The organism is Streptomyces aurantiacus (assembly GCF_027107535.1).
Taxonomy (GTDB): Bacteria; Actinomycetota; Actinomycetes; order Streptomycetales; family Streptomycetaceae; genus Streptomyces.
The window spans coordinates 575380-591875 of the sequence record NZ_CP114283.1 but is presented as its reverse complement, the minus strand read 5'-3'; the positions used below and the strand labels follow the sequence as shown (position 1 = coordinate 591875).

The 16496-nt window shown below is 71.8% G+C and carries 14 protein-coding genes; 4 read left to right on the top strand and 10 right to left on the bottom strand.

Going from position 1 to position 16496, the window contains the following annotated elements; genetic code table 11:
- Positions 1-66: 66 nt before the first annotated feature.
- The 3 genes from O1Q96_RS04315 to hemL all read right to left on the bottom strand — a co-directional run bounded on the left by O1Q96_RS04315 (position 67) and on the right by hemL (position 3668).
- The gene (locus O1Q96_RS04315) at positions 67-1359 is read right to left on the bottom strand and encodes a polysaccharide deacetylase family protein (RefSeq protein WP_269246931.1); all 1293 of its coding nucleotides are present in this window, start codon (positions 1357-1359) and stop codon (positions 67-69) included.
- A 318-nt stretch (positions 1360-1677) separates the two neighbouring features.
- Positions 1678-2352, bottom strand: a complete 675-nt coding sequence (locus O1Q96_RS04310) for a histidine phosphatase family protein (protein ID WP_269246930.1) — start codon at positions 2350-2352, stop codon at positions 1678-1680.
- The gene (gene hemL / locus O1Q96_RS04305; RefSeq protein WP_269246929.1) at positions 2349-3668 is read right to left on the bottom strand and encodes a glutamate-1-semialdehyde 2,1-aminomutase; all 1320 of its coding nucleotides are present in this window, start codon (positions 3666-3668) and stop codon (positions 2349-2351) included. Before hemL ends, O1Q96_RS04310 begins: the two co-directional genes overlap by 4 nt.
- A 139-nt stretch (positions 3669-3807) precedes the next feature.
- Between hemL and O1Q96_RS04300 the strand changes: the two genes are divergently transcribed.
- Together O1Q96_RS04300 and O1Q96_RS04295 are read left to right on the top strand one after the other, a co-directional pair.
- The gene (locus O1Q96_RS04300) at positions 3808-4467 is read left to right on the top strand and encodes a hypothetical protein (protein ID WP_269246928.1); all 660 of its coding nucleotides are present in this window, start codon (positions 3808-3810) and stop codon (positions 4465-4467) included.
- 240 nt (positions 4468-4707) lie between these two features.
- Positions 4708-6219 (top strand): MFS transporter, encoded by a 1512-nt coding sequence (locus O1Q96_RS04295; protein ID WP_269246927.1) that lies wholly within the window; start codon positions 4708-4710, stop codon positions 6217-6219.
- Positions 6220-6347: 128 nt separating this feature from the next.
- On the opposite strand, the gene O1Q96_RS04290 is transcribed toward O1Q96_RS04295, so the two are convergent.
- Positions 6348-7166, bottom strand: coding sequence for an SAM-dependent methyltransferase (locus O1Q96_RS04290; RefSeq protein ID WP_269246926.1), 819 nt, complete (start codon positions 7164-7166; stop codon positions 6348-6350).
- A gap of 234 nt (positions 7167-7400) precedes the next feature.
- Between O1Q96_RS04290 and O1Q96_RS04285 the strand changes: the two genes are divergently transcribed.
- Positions 7401-8237, top strand: coding sequence for a transglutaminase domain-containing protein (locus tag O1Q96_RS04285; RefSeq protein WP_269246925.1), 837 nt, complete (start codon positions 7401-7403; stop codon positions 8235-8237).
- Positions 8238-8366: 129 nt separating this feature from the next.
- On the opposite strand, the gene O1Q96_RS04280 is transcribed toward O1Q96_RS04285, so the two are convergent.
- From O1Q96_RS04280 to O1Q96_RS04265, 4 genes are all read right to left on the bottom strand, one after another.
- Positions 8367-9677 (bottom strand): FtsX-like permease family protein, encoded by a 1311-nt coding sequence (locus O1Q96_RS04280; RefSeq protein WP_269253470.1) that lies wholly within the window; start codon positions 9675-9677, stop codon positions 8367-8369.
- A 5-nt stretch (positions 9678-9682) separates the two neighbouring features.
- Positions 9683-10474 (bottom strand): ABC transporter ATP-binding protein, encoded by a 792-nt coding sequence (locus O1Q96_RS04275; RefSeq protein WP_269246924.1) that lies wholly within the window; start codon positions 10472-10474, stop codon positions 9683-9685.
- A 288-nt stretch (positions 10475-10762) separates the two neighbouring features.
- Positions 10763-12199 carry a sensor histidine kinase gene (locus O1Q96_RS04270; RefSeq protein WP_269246923.1) on the bottom strand — a complete coding sequence of 479 codons (1437 nt, stop codon included), beginning with the start codon at positions 12197-12199 and terminating at the stop codon, positions 10763-10765.
- Positions 12200-12907, bottom strand: coding sequence for a response regulator transcription factor (locus O1Q96_RS04265; protein ID WP_269246922.1), 708 nt, complete (start codon positions 12905-12907; stop codon positions 12200-12202).
- Between the two features lie 219 nt (positions 12908-13126).
- Between O1Q96_RS04265 and O1Q96_RS04260 the strand changes: the two genes are divergently transcribed.
- Positions 13127-14410: a glycosyltransferase family 4 protein gene (locus O1Q96_RS04260; RefSeq protein ID WP_269246921.1), complete on the top strand. Its 1284-nt coding sequence runs from the start codon at positions 13127-13129 to the stop codon at positions 14408-14410.
- 204 nt (positions 14411-14614) lie between these two features.
- Here the strand turns inward: O1Q96_RS04260 and O1Q96_RS04255 are convergent, their stop codons facing one another.
- Both O1Q96_RS04255 and O1Q96_RS04250 read right to left on the bottom strand, forming a co-directional pair.
- Positions 14615-15355, bottom strand: coding sequence for an FMN reductase (locus tag O1Q96_RS04255; protein WP_269246920.1), 741 nt, complete (start codon positions 15353-15355; stop codon positions 14615-14617).
- The gene (locus O1Q96_RS04250) at positions 15352-16461 is read right to left on the bottom strand and encodes an LLM class flavin-dependent oxidoreductase (RefSeq protein WP_269246919.1); all 1110 of its coding nucleotides are present in this window, start codon (positions 16459-16461) and stop codon (positions 15352-15354) included. The genes O1Q96_RS04255 and O1Q96_RS04250 overlap by 4 nt, the downstream gene beginning before the upstream one ends.
- Positions 16462-16496 lie beyond the last annotated feature (35 nt).

The window sequence follows — 16496 nt, the reverse complement described above, 5'->3', positions numbered from 1 at the left end:
CGCACCCCCCTCACGGGCGGATAACCGCACGTCGGACAGCATTTCGGGGGCTGAACGCGGAGGCCGTCAGGCGGCCTGACCCGAGCCCTTCGCCGACTCGTCCGAGGAGTTCGTGGCGGTGGCACCGAGGAACGTGTTCCAGCCACCGGCCGGCTCCTGGCCCACTCCCAGGGTCCGCAGCTTCTCCAGGACGGCCGCGTCCTGCACGTCGAGCCAGTCCACGAACTGGCGGAACGACACCATGCGTACGTCCTTCTTGCCCGCGATGTGCTTCAGCGCTCCCTCGACGGCGTCCATGTAGATGCCGCCGTTCCATTCCTCGAAGTGGTTACCGACGAAGAAGGGGGCGCGGTTCGTCTCGTATGCCCGCTTGAAGCCCGCTATGTACGCGTTGGTCGCCTGCTTGCGCCAGGCCGGGTAGTTGGCGGGCGGAGCCTGGGTCGAGTTGACCGACTGGTTCGCGAGGATGTTGTAGTCCATGGAGAGGACCTCGAAGGAGTGGCCGGGGAACGGGACGGCCTGGAGCGGCAGGTCCCAGACACCGCTCTTCTTCGCGGGCCAGATCTGGAGGCCGCCGGGCGAGGAGGCGTCGTAGCGCCAGCCGAGCTCGCGGGCGGTGGGCAGCAGGTTGCTCTGGCCCTTCAGACACGGGGTGCGGCCCCCGATGAGTTCCTTCTCGTAGTCGAAGGGCAGCGCGGGCACCTCGGCCTCGGTCCAGCCCGTGTTCGTACGCCACTCCTTGACGAAGGCCTTCGCCTGGGTGATCTCGCTCTTCCACTGGGCCGGGGTCCAGTTCTCGACCGTGCCGGTGCCGCCGCAGAAGTGGCCGTTGAAGTGGGTGCCTATCTCGTGTCCGTCGAGCCAGGCCCGACGCAGGTTCTTCAGCGTCGACCTGATGTGCGCGTCCGTCAGATATCCGATGTCGGAAGCGCCCGGCGCGTTGTTCGGCGGGAGGTACTTGCGCTTTTTCGACTCGGGCAGGAGATAGAGACCGGAGAGGAAGAACGTCATGCGCGCGTCGTGTTCTTCGGAGAGTTTCAGGAATCGCTCGAAGAGGCCGTTGCCGACATCTCCCGCGCCGTCCCAGGAAAAGACGACGAACTGCGGCGGGGTCTCGCCCGGTTCGAGCGGCACGGGCCTGCCGGGCTGCCTGGGCTGCTTCCCGGTGTAGGAGGTGGAACCGTCACCGAGGAGGCGGGCGGGGCGTCCGCCACCCTTGTTGCCGCCGCCACCGGCGTTTCCGGAACCTCCGACGTCCCTGGAGCCGTCTCCCAGTGCGCTGCCGCAGCCGACGAGCCCCGCGGCCGCCGCCGCGCCTGCTCCGAGTCCCAGCATTCCCCTTCGACTGATGTCCCGCATTCCGTCCCCATTCGTCGTGCCCTGTGCCCAAACCAGATGGACACCGGGTTAGAGGGGACGACGAACTGGCGGGTTCCATGCCACACACACATATTTCGGTGACTATCCGAAGATGAACCTGTAACGGACGCAACGGAACTACAGGACCCGAATACCCGTCCCTGTAGGCCGCCCCGGAAGGGGCGCGCCCTACACGGGCGCGGGGAACTGCGCGCCCAGCCCCCACGCACCCGCACGACGAAAGCAGACGGACCCGGCCGTCCAGGGCCGGCGACGGGCCGGCCCGGGGCGGCCCCGGGCCCGAGGCCGCCGGAGCGCCTACGCTCCGAAGGCCTTGGACCCACCCTTCACCGGCTTGGCACCGGCGAGGAGATGCGCCGGCACCAGATCCCGCGCGGGCTCGGTGTACCCGACGGACACGATGTTGTCGCCCTGGTAGGTGAAGGTCGTCAGCGACGCGAGCGTGCACTGCCGCTTGCGTGGGTCGTGCCACAGCCGCCGCCGCTCCACGAAGGACCGCACGATCCAGATGGGCAGCTGGTGGCTGACACACACGGCCTCGTGCCCCCGCGCCGCGTCCTTCGCCGCGTCCAGCGCCCCCATCATCCGTACGACCTGCTCCAGGTACGGCTCGCCCCAGGACGGCCGGAACGGGTTGACGAGGTGCTTCCAGTTCTCGGGCCGCCGCAGCGCGCCGTCCCCGACCCCGAAGGCCTTGCCCTGGAAGACGTTCTCCGCCTCGATCAGCCGGGCGTCGGTCGCGAGGTCGAGACCGTGCGCCTCGGCGACCGGCGTGGCCGTCTCACGGGCCCGCTCCAGCGGGGAGGAGACGACGTGCGTGATGTCCCGGGGGGCGAGGTGCTCGGCGACCCGCTCGGCCATCCGCCGCCCCAGCTCGGACAGGTGGTAGCCGGGCAGCCGCCCGTAGAGCAGGCCGCCCGGATTGGCGACCTCCCCGTGCCGCATCACGTGTACGACGGTGATGTCACTCATGCTGCCGTGGCCTCCGCTGCTGCCCGTGCCGCCGCCGGAAGGGCGTCGGCGATCCGCTGTACCGCCCGGTCGTCGTGCGCCGTCGACACGAACCAGGACTCGAACGAGGACGGCGGCAGGTACACACCCTGCGCCAGCATCGAGTGGAAGAAGGCGTTGAAGCGGTACGACTCCTGCGTCTTCGCGTCCTCGTAATTGCGTACGTCTCCCCCGGTGAAGAAGACGGAGAACATGTTGGACGCGTTCTGCAGTCTGTGCACCACACCTTCCTTGGTGAGGGCGTCCGTGACGAGCGTACGGATCTGCTCCGACACCGCGTCGACCTTGGCGTACGCGGCGTCGTCGAGCAGCCGCAGCTGGGCGAGGCCCGCGGCGGTCGCGACCGGGTTCCCGGACAGCGTGCCCGCCTGGTAGACGGGGCCCACGGGCGCGAGGTGCGCCATCACGTCCCCGCGCCCACCGAAGGCCGCGGCCGGGAAGCCGCCGCCCATGACCTTGCCGAAGGTCATGAGGTCGGGCGCGACCCCGTCCACCCCGTACCAGCCGGCCCTGCTGGTCCGGAAGCCGGTCATGACCTCGTCGGAGATGTAGAGGGCCCCGTCCGCCGCGCAGGCGTCCTTGAGTCCCTGGTTGAAGCCGGGCCCGGGCGGCACGACGCCCATGTTGCCGGGCGAGGCCTCGGTGATCACACAGGCGATCTCGCCGGGATGCGCGCGGAAGGCCGCGCGTACGGCGTCGAGGTCGTTGTACGGAAGGACGATGGTGTCCCCGGCCTGGGCGCCCGTGACGCCGGGGGTGTCGGGCAGCGCGAACGTGGCGAGGCCGCTGCCCGCCGCGGCCAGCAGCGCGTCTACGTGCCCGTGGTAGCAGCCGGCGAACTTCACGACCTTGGCGCGCCCGGTGAAACCGCGCGCGAGACGGATGGCGGACATGGTCGCCTCGGTGCCGCTGGACACGAGCCGGACCTGCTCGACCGGCTCGACGCGGGCGACGATCTCCTCGGCGAGCGCGACCTCGCCCTCACCCGGCGTACCGAAGGAGGTGCCTCGGGAGACGGCCGCCTGGACCGCCGCGATGACCTCGGGACGGGAATGGCCGAGGATCATCGGCCCCCACGAACAAACGAGGTCCACATACTCCCTCCCGTCGGCATCCGTCAGGTATGGACCGTTACCGGACACCATGAACCGGGGCGTACCGCCCACGGCGCGGAACGCGCGGACGGGAGAGTTCACGCCGCCGGGCGTCACGGCCGCCGCACGGTCGAAAAGAGTCTGCGAAACTGGGGCTTCGTACGGATAGCTCACACGGACCATGGTGTCAGAGGCTGCGAAGATCCTGCGGACAGGTGTTTCAACGTACGTTTCGGCGTGCGGCCGCGGGGGAGGTCACTGTCACGATGATCGGGTTGCGTGGCGGGGGTCGCGCGCCCTGGAAAAGCAGTCGGGTGGAGATATGCATCGCGGTGGTGGACTGGGCGAGGGGACCGATGACCTCGGTCCTCGGCGTGCCCGGCGGGGGAAGCACCGGCGCGAGGCGGAGGCTGCCGAGGCACGGCAGACACAGGGATCGCAGGGCGAACCTGAGCGGATCGACCCGTCCGCGCGTATGGACGGTATGGACTACACGGACCGCGGGGCAGACCAGCTCAGGCCAGGAAGCGGGAATGGTGGCCGGGTGGGGGTGACGTACAAATACTTCGGGGCCCCGGACGGCGCGACCGCCGCCCGCGTCCCGATCTCCATGCGCCCGGAGGAACTCGGCGGCGACGAGCTCGGCATGAACGGCATGTTCACGAAGATCAAGCCCGAGACGATGGCCGCGATGGTTCTCACCGGCATAGAGGGCATACCCCTGCACAAGGTGCCCCCGCTCGAACTCGTCGTCCTCCATCCCGACTACGCCGTGGTCAAGCTCCCCATGACCGTCGTCGACCCGCTCCGCGGCATCGGCGAGGAGGCCGTGGGTGCGGCCGCCTTCATCTGGTCGACGGTCCCGGACCGCGGCGGCCCCCGCGACGCGTTCAACGTCTACCAACTGCTGCACGAGTGGCAGGACTTCAGCCACCGGCTGCACGAGGCGGGGCATCAGCCGTACTGCCTGGTGTGGCCGTAGGCGAGTTGCCTCGAGGATGATTCGGGCGGGACCTTCGGGTCCCGCCCTTCGTCGTTCGCCGCGCGCCCTGGCACGACGGCCGTGCGGTGACCCACAGGGCGCCCGGCCGGCCACCCTCCCTCCCCTTTGCTCGAGCTTTGCCGCTCCGGACCTCCATCCACTTGCGTAAGTCAATCAATTCACTTTATCGTTGAGTGAGTCAAGCAAATCTCTCCTGTTCCTTCCGACGGAGGCACTCCGATGTCCGACGCCCTTCACCGATCCGCCGCGGCCGGGGGTTCCGCCCCGCCCAGGCCGAACGCCGTCGTGGCGGTCCTGGCCTTCGCCGGAATCGTCGTCTCGCTGATGCAGACGCTCGTCATCCCGATCGTCCCCGAGCTGCCCCGGCTCCTCGACGCCTCGGCGTCGAACACCGCCTGGACGATCACGGCCACCCTGCTCGCCGCCGCCGTCGCCACTCCCGTGGTCGGCCGCCTCGGCGACATGTACGGCAAGCGCCGCATGCTGCTGATCAGCATCGCCTCGCTGATCTTTGGCTCGGTCGTGGCCGCGCTGAGCGACTCCGTCGTCCCGATGATCGCCGGACGGGCCCTCCAGGGCCTGGCCGCCGGTGTCATCCCCCTCGGCATCAGCATCATGCGCGACGTGCTGCCGGCCGAGCGGCTCGCCGGGTCGACCGCGCTGATGAGTGCCTCACTGGGCGTCGGCGGCGCCCTCGGCCTGCCCTCCGCGGCGTTCCTCGCCGACAACTTCGACTGGCACGTGCTGTTCTGGACCTCGGCCGCCCTCGGTGCCGTGGCCCTCGCCCTCGTCCTGACGCTCGTGCCCGAGTCGAAGGTGCGCACCGGCGGCCGCTTCGACCTCATCGGCGCCCTCGGCATGGCCACGGGGCTCGTGTCCCTGCTGCTGGCCGTCTCCAAGGGCGGCGACTGGGGCTGGACCAGCGGGTCCGTCCTCGGCCTGTTCGCCGTCGCGGTGCTCGTCCTGGTGGCGTGGGGCTTCTACGAGCTGCGTACCCGTCAGCCGCTGGTGGACCTGCGCACCACCGCCCGCCGTCAGGTGCTGTTCACCAACCTCGCCTCGATCGCGTTCGGCTTCTCGATGTTCGCGATGTCGCTGGTCCTGCCGCAGTTGCTGCAGCTGCCCGAGCAGACCGGTTACGGCCTCGGCAAGTCCATGATGACCGTGGGCCTGGTGCTCGCTCCGCAGGGTCTGGTGATGATGGCCATGGCGCCGCTCTCCGCCGCCATCACCAAGTCCCGGGGCCCGAAGATCACCCTGATGACGGGTGCCGTCATCGTCGCCGCCGGCTACGGCCTGAACATCGTGCTGATGTCCGAGGTCTGGCACCTCGTCCTGGTCTCCTGCGTCATCGGCGGCGGTGTCGGCTTCGCCTACGGGGCGATGCCCGCGCTGATCATGGGCGCCGTGCCCGCCTCCGAGACGGCAGCCGCCAACAGCCTCAACACCCTGATGCGGTCCATCGGTACGTCCTTCGCCAGCGCCGTCGCCGGTGTCGTCCTGGCGCAGATGACCACGGACTTCGGCACCACCGCGCTGCCCTCCGAGAACGGCTTCAAGGTGGTCATGGCCATCGGTGCCGGAGCGGCGCTCCTCGCCCTCGCCCTTGCCGCGTTCCTGCCGAGCCGGCGGCCCGCCGCGCAGGCGGTGGCCACAGCCGGGGACACCGGTGGAGGGGACACCGGCGGCGGGCGCTCCGGGCCCGTGGAGGTCTCGGGCGCGAAGTCGTAGGTCCCGGGGCGAAGCCGCGGCGCTCCGGCGCCAGGTCGTGACGCCCCTCGCGCATCGCGTACGCCTCCGGTGGCCGCCCGCCCGCTCCCGCGGGAGGCGGCCACCGGAGGTGTACGCGGCCGCTCGTGTCAGGGCTTGCGGCCCAGGCCCCCGTGCTGGCCGATCGGCGTCGGCTCACCGGAGCCGTTCTTCTCCGGGCGCCACAGCGGAACGGACACGACGCCCGGCTCCACCATCTCCAGCCCCTCGAAGAACGCCTCGATCTGGGGGACGGGACGCAGGAAGTACGGGACCGCGCCGGTCTCGTTGTAGCCGTCCTGGGCCGCCTCGTAGGTCGGGTCGGTGCCGCGGGAGCCGTCGTTGACGCAGAGGTAGCTGCCGGACGGAAGGCCGTCCAGCAGGTCGCGGACCAGGGCGCGGGCCCGGTCGTAGTCCGCGACGTGACCGAGGATGCCGCTCAGGATCAGGGCGGTCGGGCGGGTGAGGTCCAGGGTCCGGGCGGCCGCCTCCAGGATGCTGTCCGGCGTGTAGAGGCTGGCGTCCACGTAGTCGGTGGCCCCCTCCGGCGAGGAGGTGAGCAGGACCCGGGCGTGGGCGAGGACCAGCGGATCGTTGTCGACGTAGACGACCTTGGACTCCGGTGCGAGCCGCTGGGCGACCTCGTGCGTGTTGTCCACGGTCGGCAGGCCGGTGCCCACGTCCAGGAACTGCCGGATGCCCGCCTCCTCCACCAGGTAACGGATGCTGCGGCCGAGGAAGGCACGGCTGCTGCGGGCGATGGTCACGATGCCGGGGAAGACGGCTGTGTAGGCGTCGCCGGCCTCCTCGTCCACGGGGTAGTTGTCCTTGCCGCCCAGCCAGTAGTTCCAGATCCGGGCCGAGTGCGGCACGGAGGTGTCGATCCTCTGCCGGGCCGGCTGTCCCGTCGGGCTCTCGTGATCGGTCATGGGCACCGTCTTCTCATCCAAGGCGTGTACGAACACGCACAAACCTAAGGTCCAAGGTTCAGCGTTCAAGTTCCAACGCCCAAGATACGTACGCCTTTTCGTACCCGGAGGTCGGCCCTCCTCCCGGCGCGGCCGGAATCCGTCCCGCCGGGCTGCCCCCGCACCGCCCCGAACGGGTGCGCGGACGCGTGTGATGATGACGGGAATTCCTGGAGAGAAGCGGGGGCGGTGGCCGTGACCAGCCGATTGCTGATGCCGTACCGGCGGGCGGAGCGCGCGGAGGGGGCGGGTGCGCGGCCTCCGGCGACGGCGGACGTCCCGGGCTCGACACGGCCCACCGCGATCCTGGACTGGACCGGCCCCGGCGTCACCGCCCTGGTGGAACGCGTGCGGGCCGCCGGGCCCGCGGGGCCGCTCGACGCGCTGCGCGTGGCGCACGGGATCGTCGCGCGGGAGATACGGCCCGTGTACTCCGTCGAGGACCGGCGCCGGGTCTCGCGGACGCTGCGGCTCGGGCGCGGGTCGTGCAGTCAGCGGATGGCGGTGCTGGAAGCGGCCGCCCGCGCGATGGGCGTACCCACGCGGGTACGGGGGCTGCTGGTCGACGGGGTCTTCTGGTACCCGCGGTTTCCCCGGCTGAAGCCGCTGGTGCCGGAGCAGGTGCTGCTGGCCTGGCCCGAGTTCCGGCCGGCAAAGGCGTGGATACCGATCGGCGAACTGTTCGGCACGGCCGACGGCGGCGCCGGTGGCGGGTCGATGCCCCCCGAGGGCCCGCTCACGGAGCCGGGCGACGGGACGGGCGACCGCGGCGCCGGGTTCACCAACCAGGGCGGCGAGACGCTCTTCGACGCCGTGGCCCGTACGACGGTCGACTGGGGCGGGGCGTCGAACTGCACCGCGTCGGGCACGGCCTGCGACCTGTCGGCCCGCGTCCTGAGCGACCTCGGCCACTTCGGCTCCCGCGACGAGCTCTTCACCCGCCACGGCCAGACCCTGTGCCTCGCGGCCCGCACAGCGGGCGAACCGGTCCTGGGCCGCTGGAGCGCGGGAGCCCACAAAAACCCGTCCTGACGCGCCCCTTCAGGGGCGCGGGGAACTGCGCGACCAGCCACAACGCACCCGCCCCGACGGATCCCCCTCAGGCCCCCGACACCGCGGACGTGGGCAGCCGCCCGAAGCGGTTGCCCACGCCCACACCATTCACGCGGCCAGCGACACGGCCCCCACCGCAGGCTCCCGCAGCGCCCGCCGTGCCGTGACGAGGCTCGTCACCAGGGTCGCCGCCGCGGCCACCGCCACGATGCCGAGCCAGATCCCGAGCCCCCGGTCCGGCAGGACCGAGTCCGTGCGGACCACCGTGAACGGGATGATCCCGGCGAGGGCCGCAACCGTACCGAGGAGGACGCCCGTCACCGTGAGGACGAGGGACTCGATGCCGACCATGCCGAGGACCTGGCCCGGGGTCGCCCCCGCGAGGCGCTGCCGGCCGAACTCCTTGCGGCGGTAGGTCGTCGCCGCGTACAGCGAGTTGATCAGCATGACGCAGGAGAAGACCACGATGATCCCGACGACCGTGAGGTTGAGGGTTTCGAGGTTCTTCGCGTCGACGGACTTGGGGACACCGGCGGCGTCGATGGCGTCGTTCTCGACGGCCTGCATGTAGAGCGTCGCCGTGGCCATGCCGGTGAAGAGGATCAGGGGCATGAGGACACCGGACAGCTGGGAGGCGTGCACCCGCATGGTGCGTACGGCGAGATAGCCGCTCGGGCCCGACAGGGGCAGCCGGCCGAGCAGAGCCCTCAGCAGCCGCGGTGAAAGGAGCGCGAGGCCGACCGCGAGGAGGATCGAACCGTACGCCGCCGGTGCCATCAGCGCGGCGTCGGTCGAGGAGAAGGCGAAGGTGGAGCAGGCGGACAGACCTCCCAGGGTCAGGGCCGCGCCGATGACGAACCTGCGCCCCCTGTTCCGGGGCCGGTCCCCACGGGTGGACCGGCGCACCGCGAGGAACGCCGCCCCCGCCGCGGCGAGCACCGTGACGACCATGCCCGAGTACAGGGCGATGGGACCGAAGGTGTGGTCGACGGAGCCGGCGACCTGTCCGCTGTCCTGGAAGAGGTCGAGCAGGGCCCGCCCGCCGAGCATCGCGGGACCGATGGCGAGCAGCGCGCCCACCAGGGAGACGGCCACCGACTCCCCGACGACCATCCGCTTGATCTGCGCGGGGGTGGCGCCGGAGCAGCGCAACAGCTCCATCTCGGCGGAGCGCTGGCGGACGTTCACCGTCAGGGTGGAGGCGATGGCGAAGAACACCAGGAGGGTGCCGTAGCCGCCGACGACGCCCGCCGCGGTGGACAGGGTCTCCGCGCTGACGGAGTCGACGCCCTGCGCGCCGGCCGTGTCGTGCATCGAGTTGAACGTCATGATGACCGTCGCGCCCAGGAAGGCGGACAACAGCGTCGCGGCGAAGCGCCCCGGGCGCTGCCGGACGGAACGCATGGCCAGAGTGAACATCACGCTCACGCCCCCGCCCTCACGTCGTCGCCGAGGTGCGCGAGGCGCTCGGCCACCGCGTCCACGGTCGGCCGGTGCATCTCGCCCGCGAGCCGCCCGTCCGCGAGGAACAGGACCGAGTCGGCGTACGAGGCGGCGACCGGGTCGTGGGTCACCATGACGACCGTGCGGCCGTGGACGCGCACCGCCTCCTGGAGAAGCAGCAGGACGTCCCGCGCGCTGCGGGTGTCCAGGGCGCCGGTCGGCTCGTCGGCGAAGATCACGCTGGGCTCGGTCACCAGGGCCCGGGCGATGGCGACGCGCTGGCGCTGGCCGCCGGAGAGCTGGTCGGGCCGGTGGCCGAGGCGGTCGCCGAGACCGACGGCGGTGAGGGTCTGCCGTACCCGCGCCCGGTCCACGCGGCGCCGGGCGAGCTTCAGCGGCAGGACCGTGTTCTGCGCCACGGTGAGCGTGTCGAGCAGGTTGTACTGCTGGAAGACGAAGCCGATGCGGTTGCGCCGGAACTTCGTCAGCTCGGCCTCGGTGCCGCCGGTCATCTCCGCGCCGTCGACCATCACGATGCCGCTGTCAGGCCGGTCCAGTCCGGCCGCGCACTGCAGCAGCGTGGACTTGCCGGAGCCCGAGGGACCCATCACCGCGGTGAACGTGCCGCTCGCCAGGCTGAGCGTCACCTCGTCCAGCGCGGTCACGGCGCTGTCGTCGCTCCCGTAGGTCTTGCTGACCTTGACCAGGCGCAGAGCCGTCCCGGTGGGGCCCGTGCCGTGGTGCTGCGTACGTCGGCCGTTTCGGTGGAACATCGTCGTCACCCTCCGTCGGGCACTGTCCGTACCCCCTCGGTCGGGCACCCTCGGCGCCCTCGTCGGGCACTTCCCGTGCCCTGACGAAGACGCTACGGAGCGGGCGGCACGCGCACACTGGGCGCAGAACCCGTATCGGGGGGTGTATCCAGCGACACCCCGGCCGACCGGCAGGCACCTCTTCCCCGGCCGGCCCGCAGGTCAGGGAGCCGGGGCCCGCACCGCCTGCACACGCGTCGGACGTAGGCGCCTCAGCCGTCAGCCGTCCGTGCGTCGGCCGTCCGTGCGTCAGCCGTCGGCGACGACCGTGAAGCCGGTCACCGAGCCGCCGCCCTCCCGGCGCCCGGCGAACGGCTCGCCGCCGTGGACGACCGCCACCTCCCGGACGATCGACAGTCCGAGCCCGGAACCGGGCAGGCTCCGCGCGTCCGGCGCGCGGTAGAAGCGGTCGAAGATCCGGTCGAGGTCCTCCGCGGCGATGCCCGGCCCGCGGTCCAGGACCTCGACCCGCACGGTGTTCCCGGCGCGGGTCACCACGAGCTCGATCGGCCCGTTTCCGTCCCGGTCGAACTTCGCCGCGTTCTCGACCAGGTTGGACACGGCCCGCTGCAGCGCCGCGGGCCGCCCCTCGACCACCGTGTCGCCGGACACGCGGACCGTGACGGCACGCCCCGTGCGACGCCGTGCCGCCACCGCCACGTCGTCCGCGATCTCGGCGACGGCGACCCGCCGCGGCGGCTCGGTCTCGGACTGACCGGCCGCAAGCGCCACCAACTCGTTGACCAGGTCGGTGAGTTCACGGGACTCCTGGGCGAGGTCGGCGACCAGTTCCTCGCGGACGGCGGGCGGCAGCTCGTCGATGCGGCGGAGCATCGAGATGTTCGTGCGCAGGGACGTCAGGGGCGTACGCAGCTCGTGGCCCGCGTCCTGGACCAGGCGCCGCTGATCGTCCTCGGACTGGGCGAGACGGCCCAGCATGCGGTCGAAGGAGCGGCCGAGCCGGGCCACCTCGTCGTACCCGGCGACCGGCACCTGGATGCCGAGCCGCCCGGTGCGCGCCACGTCCTCGGCCGCCCCGGCGAGCCGCACCAGGCGCGAGGTGATGCGCCGGGCCAGCCACCATCCGAACAGACCCGCTGCGATCACGACGGCGCCCACCAGCAGCACGGTCCGCTGCTGGAGGTCCCGCAGCAGGTCCTCGGTCCCGCTGAACTCCTGCGCCACCTGGACGGCGCCCCGCCCGCCGCCGAGCGAGACGGTCGCGACGCGGTAGACGTCGTCGCCGACGTCGACGTCCCGGTGCTCCACCAGCCGCCCGGCGGGCTGCGCGGCGGCGAGCGGCCGGTCGTCGGCGCCCACGGGCAGCGCCGGATGCCCCCGGTCGACGACGGACCCGTCCGGCCCCAGTACCTGCACCGCCGTGCCGCTCGGCCGGACGATCTCGTCGCGCGGGCCGCCGTCCGCGTCGGCGGTGGCGAAGTCCGCGGGCGACAGGGAGGTCTGGCGCACCTCGTCGAGCAGGTCCTGCACGACACCCTCGAACACCGTCTGCTGGTCGACGCGCACGAGCCGGGCGGCGGCGTCGTACGACAGGAAGCCGACGAGGACGGTGACGACGGCCGCCACGGCGGCGAACGACACCGTGAAGGTGGTCCGCAGGGAGGACAGCCGGGCCCGGGCCACCCACCGCCCGAACCGGCCGTGCCGCGCGCCCGGGGGCCGCACTCAGTCCTCCCTCAGCACGTACCCCACGCCCCGCACGGTGTGGATCAGTGCGGGCGCGCCCGGCTCGTCGAGCTTGCGCCGCAGGTAACCCACGTACACGGCGAGGTTCTTGGAGCCGGGTCCGAAGTCGTAGCCCCAGATGCGGTCGTAGATGGTGGTGTGGTCGAGGACGATGCCGGCGTTGCGGACGAGCAGCTCCAGCAGGTCGAACTCGGTGCGGGTCAGGTCGACCTCCCGCGGGCCGCGCCAGACCCGGCGGGCCTGCGGGTCGATGCGCAGACCCGCGACGGCGATCCGGCCGTCGGGCATGCGCTGCGGTTCGCTGGGTACGTCGTCGGGAGCGCCCGTACGCCGGAGCAGGGCCCGGAGCCGGGCGAAGACCTCCTCGACGTCGAAGGGTTTGACCACGTAGTCGTCGGCCCCGGCGTCCAGGCCGGCGATGCGGTCCGCTGTCTCGACGAGCGCGGTGAGCATCAGAATGGGAGTGCGGTTGCCCTCGGCGCGCAGGACCCGACAGACCTGGAGGCCGTCGATGCCGGGCATCATCACATCGAGAACGAGCACGTCGGGCGGGCTGCGATGGGCCTGCGCGAGCGCCTGGACACCGTCGGCGACCGCGACGACCTCGTATCCCTCCAGGGTCAGGGCCCGCTCCAGGGCATGGCGGATCGCGCGGTCGTCCTCGGCGAGCAGCAGATTGTGGGGCACGGAACCAGTCTGCCAAGGCGTTGTCTACGTACTACCTGCTGAAGCGGGGTACGGCCGGGCCTCTTACCCGGCTCTCACCCCGCGGGGACCAGTGGCTTACCTCGCCCAGCCACTGTGTCCCGGGTGCCAGGGGCGAGCGCCGCGACGGGGAGGGCCACGCACCGCATGAAGCGCACGGGACGCACGGATCGTACGGAACACAGGGAGACCGCAGAGCGAATGAGCCGCATGGGCCGTACGAAGGTCGTCTTCCTGCTGCACAACGCGTACGCCATCGGGGGGACCGTCCGTACGACGCTCAACCTGGCGGCGGCGCTCGCCGATCGGCACGACGTGGAGATCGTGTCGATGCGGCGGCACCGGGACGAGCCGCGGTTCACCATCGACCCGCGGATCACGGTGGTGCCGCTGGTGGACGAACGGGACGGCAGCGGCGACCTCACGGAGCCCGACTACGCGCTGCCGGCCACGGACTTCCCCGCCGCCGACAAGCGGTCCGCGCAGTACACCCGCCTCACCGATCTGCGGGCCCGCGACTACCTCATGGGCTGCGACGCCGACGTGGTGGTCGGTACGCGGCCCGGAATCAACGTCTACGTGTCCCTCTTCGCGCCGCGGCGGGCCCTGCGGATCGCCCAGGAGCATCTGCGGCACGACTCGCACAGCAAGCGGCTGCGGGGCGTGCTGGCCCGGCACTACCGCCGGCTGGACGCGGTGGTGACGACGACGGAGGCCGACGCGGAGGTGTACCGGCAGCGGATGACCCTGCCGGGGGTGCGGGTCGCCGCGGTGCCGAACATCGTGCCGGCGCCCGAGGGCATCACCCGCGACGGGACGGCGAAGGTGGTGGCCGCGGCGGGCCGGCTGGTCCCCGGCAAACGCTTCGACCTGCTGATAGAGGCCTTCTCGGCGGTCGCCTCGAAGGAGCCCGACTGGCAGCTGCGGATCTACGGCGGCGGCCCGCAGCGTGAACACCTCCAGAACCTCGTGGACGGCCTGGGGCTGGCGGACCATGTCCGCCTCATGGGGCCGCGTACGCCGATCGAGGCGGAGTTCGCCAGGTCGGCGCTGGTGGTCTCGGCCTCGGACGCGGAGTCGTTCGGGATGACGCTGGTCGAGGCGATGCGCTGCGGGGTGCCGGTCATCAGCACGGACTGCCCGCTGGGCCCCGCCGAGATCATCACCGAGGGCGCCGACGGGCGGCTGGTCCCGGTGGGCGACTCGCGCTCGCTGGCCGAGGCGATGCTCGACCTGATCACGGACGAGCCGCTGCGGCGGGCGATGGGCGAGGCCGCGCTGGCGAGCTCCCACCGTTACGACGCCGAACCGATCGTGGACCGCTACGAGACCCTGTTCGCCGAGCTCAGGGCGACCCGGGGCCGCCGCGCCTGGGCCCGCACCCGCGCCCGCGCGATCGGCTGGGCCCGGCGCCAGGCCCGCAGACTGCGACAGCCGACGAACGGCCGCCCACCGGTCAACGGCACGAGCACCGCAGGCCCTTGACGGACGGCGGCCGGGCGGGCCCCGCGCCCTCAGGGACGCGGGGACCGCGCGCCCAGCCCTCACGCCCGCGCGGACACAGCACGAACAGCGCAACCGGACCGCCCCGAAGCCGTCCCGGGTCGCCCTGTACGACCCGGGACGCCCCGAGAACCCGCCCGGCCGACCGGTGGCCACCCCAGTAACCCGGTCGGCCGGGCGCCCCCTCTACTCGGGACGCAGCGCGGCGAGCTGCTGCTCGAACGGCACCACTTCGAAGGCCCCGGCCCGCACCCGGCCGGCCCCCGGAGCGGGCCCCGCCGCCGGCTCGCGGCTCCCGGCCGACGAGGCCACCTCGGACACCACAGACGGCGCATACGGCACAGACGGCACAGACAACGCCGGTGGAACAGACGGCACGGTCCGCCGGCCCGCCAGGCCGCTCATCAACCCCGCCAGCTCCCCCGCGGCCCGTTCGATCCGCTCGGCGAGGCCCTCCGCGCCCCAGTCCTCCGAGGCCGCGTAGACCCCGGTCGGCACGACCACCGCCCGCAGGTACGCGAAGAGCGGCCGCAACGCGTGCTCCAGGACCAGCGAATGCCGTGCCGATCCCCCGGTCGCGGCGATCAGCACGGGCTTCCCGCCCAGCGCGTCACGGTCCAGCACGTCGAAGAACGACTTGAACAGTCCGCTGTACGAGGCGGAGAAGACCGGCGTGACGACGACGAGCCCGTCCGCCGACGCCACCGCGTCCAGCGCGGCACCGAGCGCGGGCCCGGGGAACCCGGTGGTCAGGTTGTGCGCGATCTCGACCGCGAGGTCTCGCAGTTCCACCACCTCGACCGCCACCGGCCCCTCGGCGGGGGCCGCCGCGGGGACGCGCCCCACGACGGCCGCCGCGAGCCGGTCGCCCAGCAGCCGCGTGGACGAGGGAACGCTCAGCCCCGCCGAGACGACGACCAGCTTCATGACGCGGTCACCTCCTTGTCGGCACCGGCACCGGCCGCGGCGGCAGCGACCCGCGCCGCGTGCGTCGGCGCCTCGGGCACACCGGCCGGGCGCCCCTTGGCGAACTCCTCGCGCAGGACGGGCACGACCTCCTCGCCCAGCAGGTCGATCTGCTCCAGCACGGTCTTCAGCGGCAGCCCGGCGTGGTCCACGAGGAACAACTGACGCTGGTAGTCACCCGCGTAGTCCCGGAAGGACAGGGTCTTCTCGATGACCTGCTCGGGTGAGCCGACCGTCAGCGGGGTCTGCTCGGTGAAGTCCTCCAGCGACGGGCCGTGCCCGTACACCGGCGCGTTGTCGAAGTACGGCCTGAACTCCCGCACCGCGTCCTGCGAGTTGCGCCGCATGAACACCTGCCCGCCGAGTCCGACGATCGCCTGCTCGGGCGTGCCGTGCCCGTAGTGCGCGTACCTCGACCGGTACAGCTCGACCATCTGCTTGGTGTGGTCGGCCGGCCAGAAGATGTTGTTGTGGAAGAACCCGTCCCCGTAGTACGCGGCCTGCTCGGCGATCTCCGGCGAGCGGATCGAGCCGTGCCAGACGAACGGCGGCACGCCGTCCAGCGGACGCGGAGTGGCCGTGAAGGACTGGAGCGGCGTACGGAACTTGCCCTCCCAGGTCACCACGTCCTCCCGCCACAGCCGGTACAGCAGGGCGTAGTTCTCGACGGCGAGGTTGATGCCCTGCCGGATGTCCTTGCCGAACCAGGGGTAGACCGGGCCGGTGTTGCCGCGCCCCATCATCAGGTCGACCCGGCCGTCCGCGAGGTGCTGCAGCATCGCGAAGTCCTCGGCGATCTTCACCGGGTCGTTGGTGGTGATGAGGGTGGTGGAGGTGGAGAGGATGAGGTTCTCGGTGCGGGCGGCGACCCAGCCGAGCATGGTGGTCGGCGACGACGGCACGAAGGGCGGGTTGTGGTGCTCGCCGGTCGCGAAGACGTCGAGCCCGACCTCCTCGGCCTTCTGCGCGATGGCGACCATGGCCTTGATCCGCTCATGCTCGGACGGGGTCCGGCCCGTGGTGGGGTCCGGCGTGACGTCGCCGACGGTGAAGATCCCGAACTGCATGGCTACCTCATCCTCCGCAGGTTGTTTACGATTCA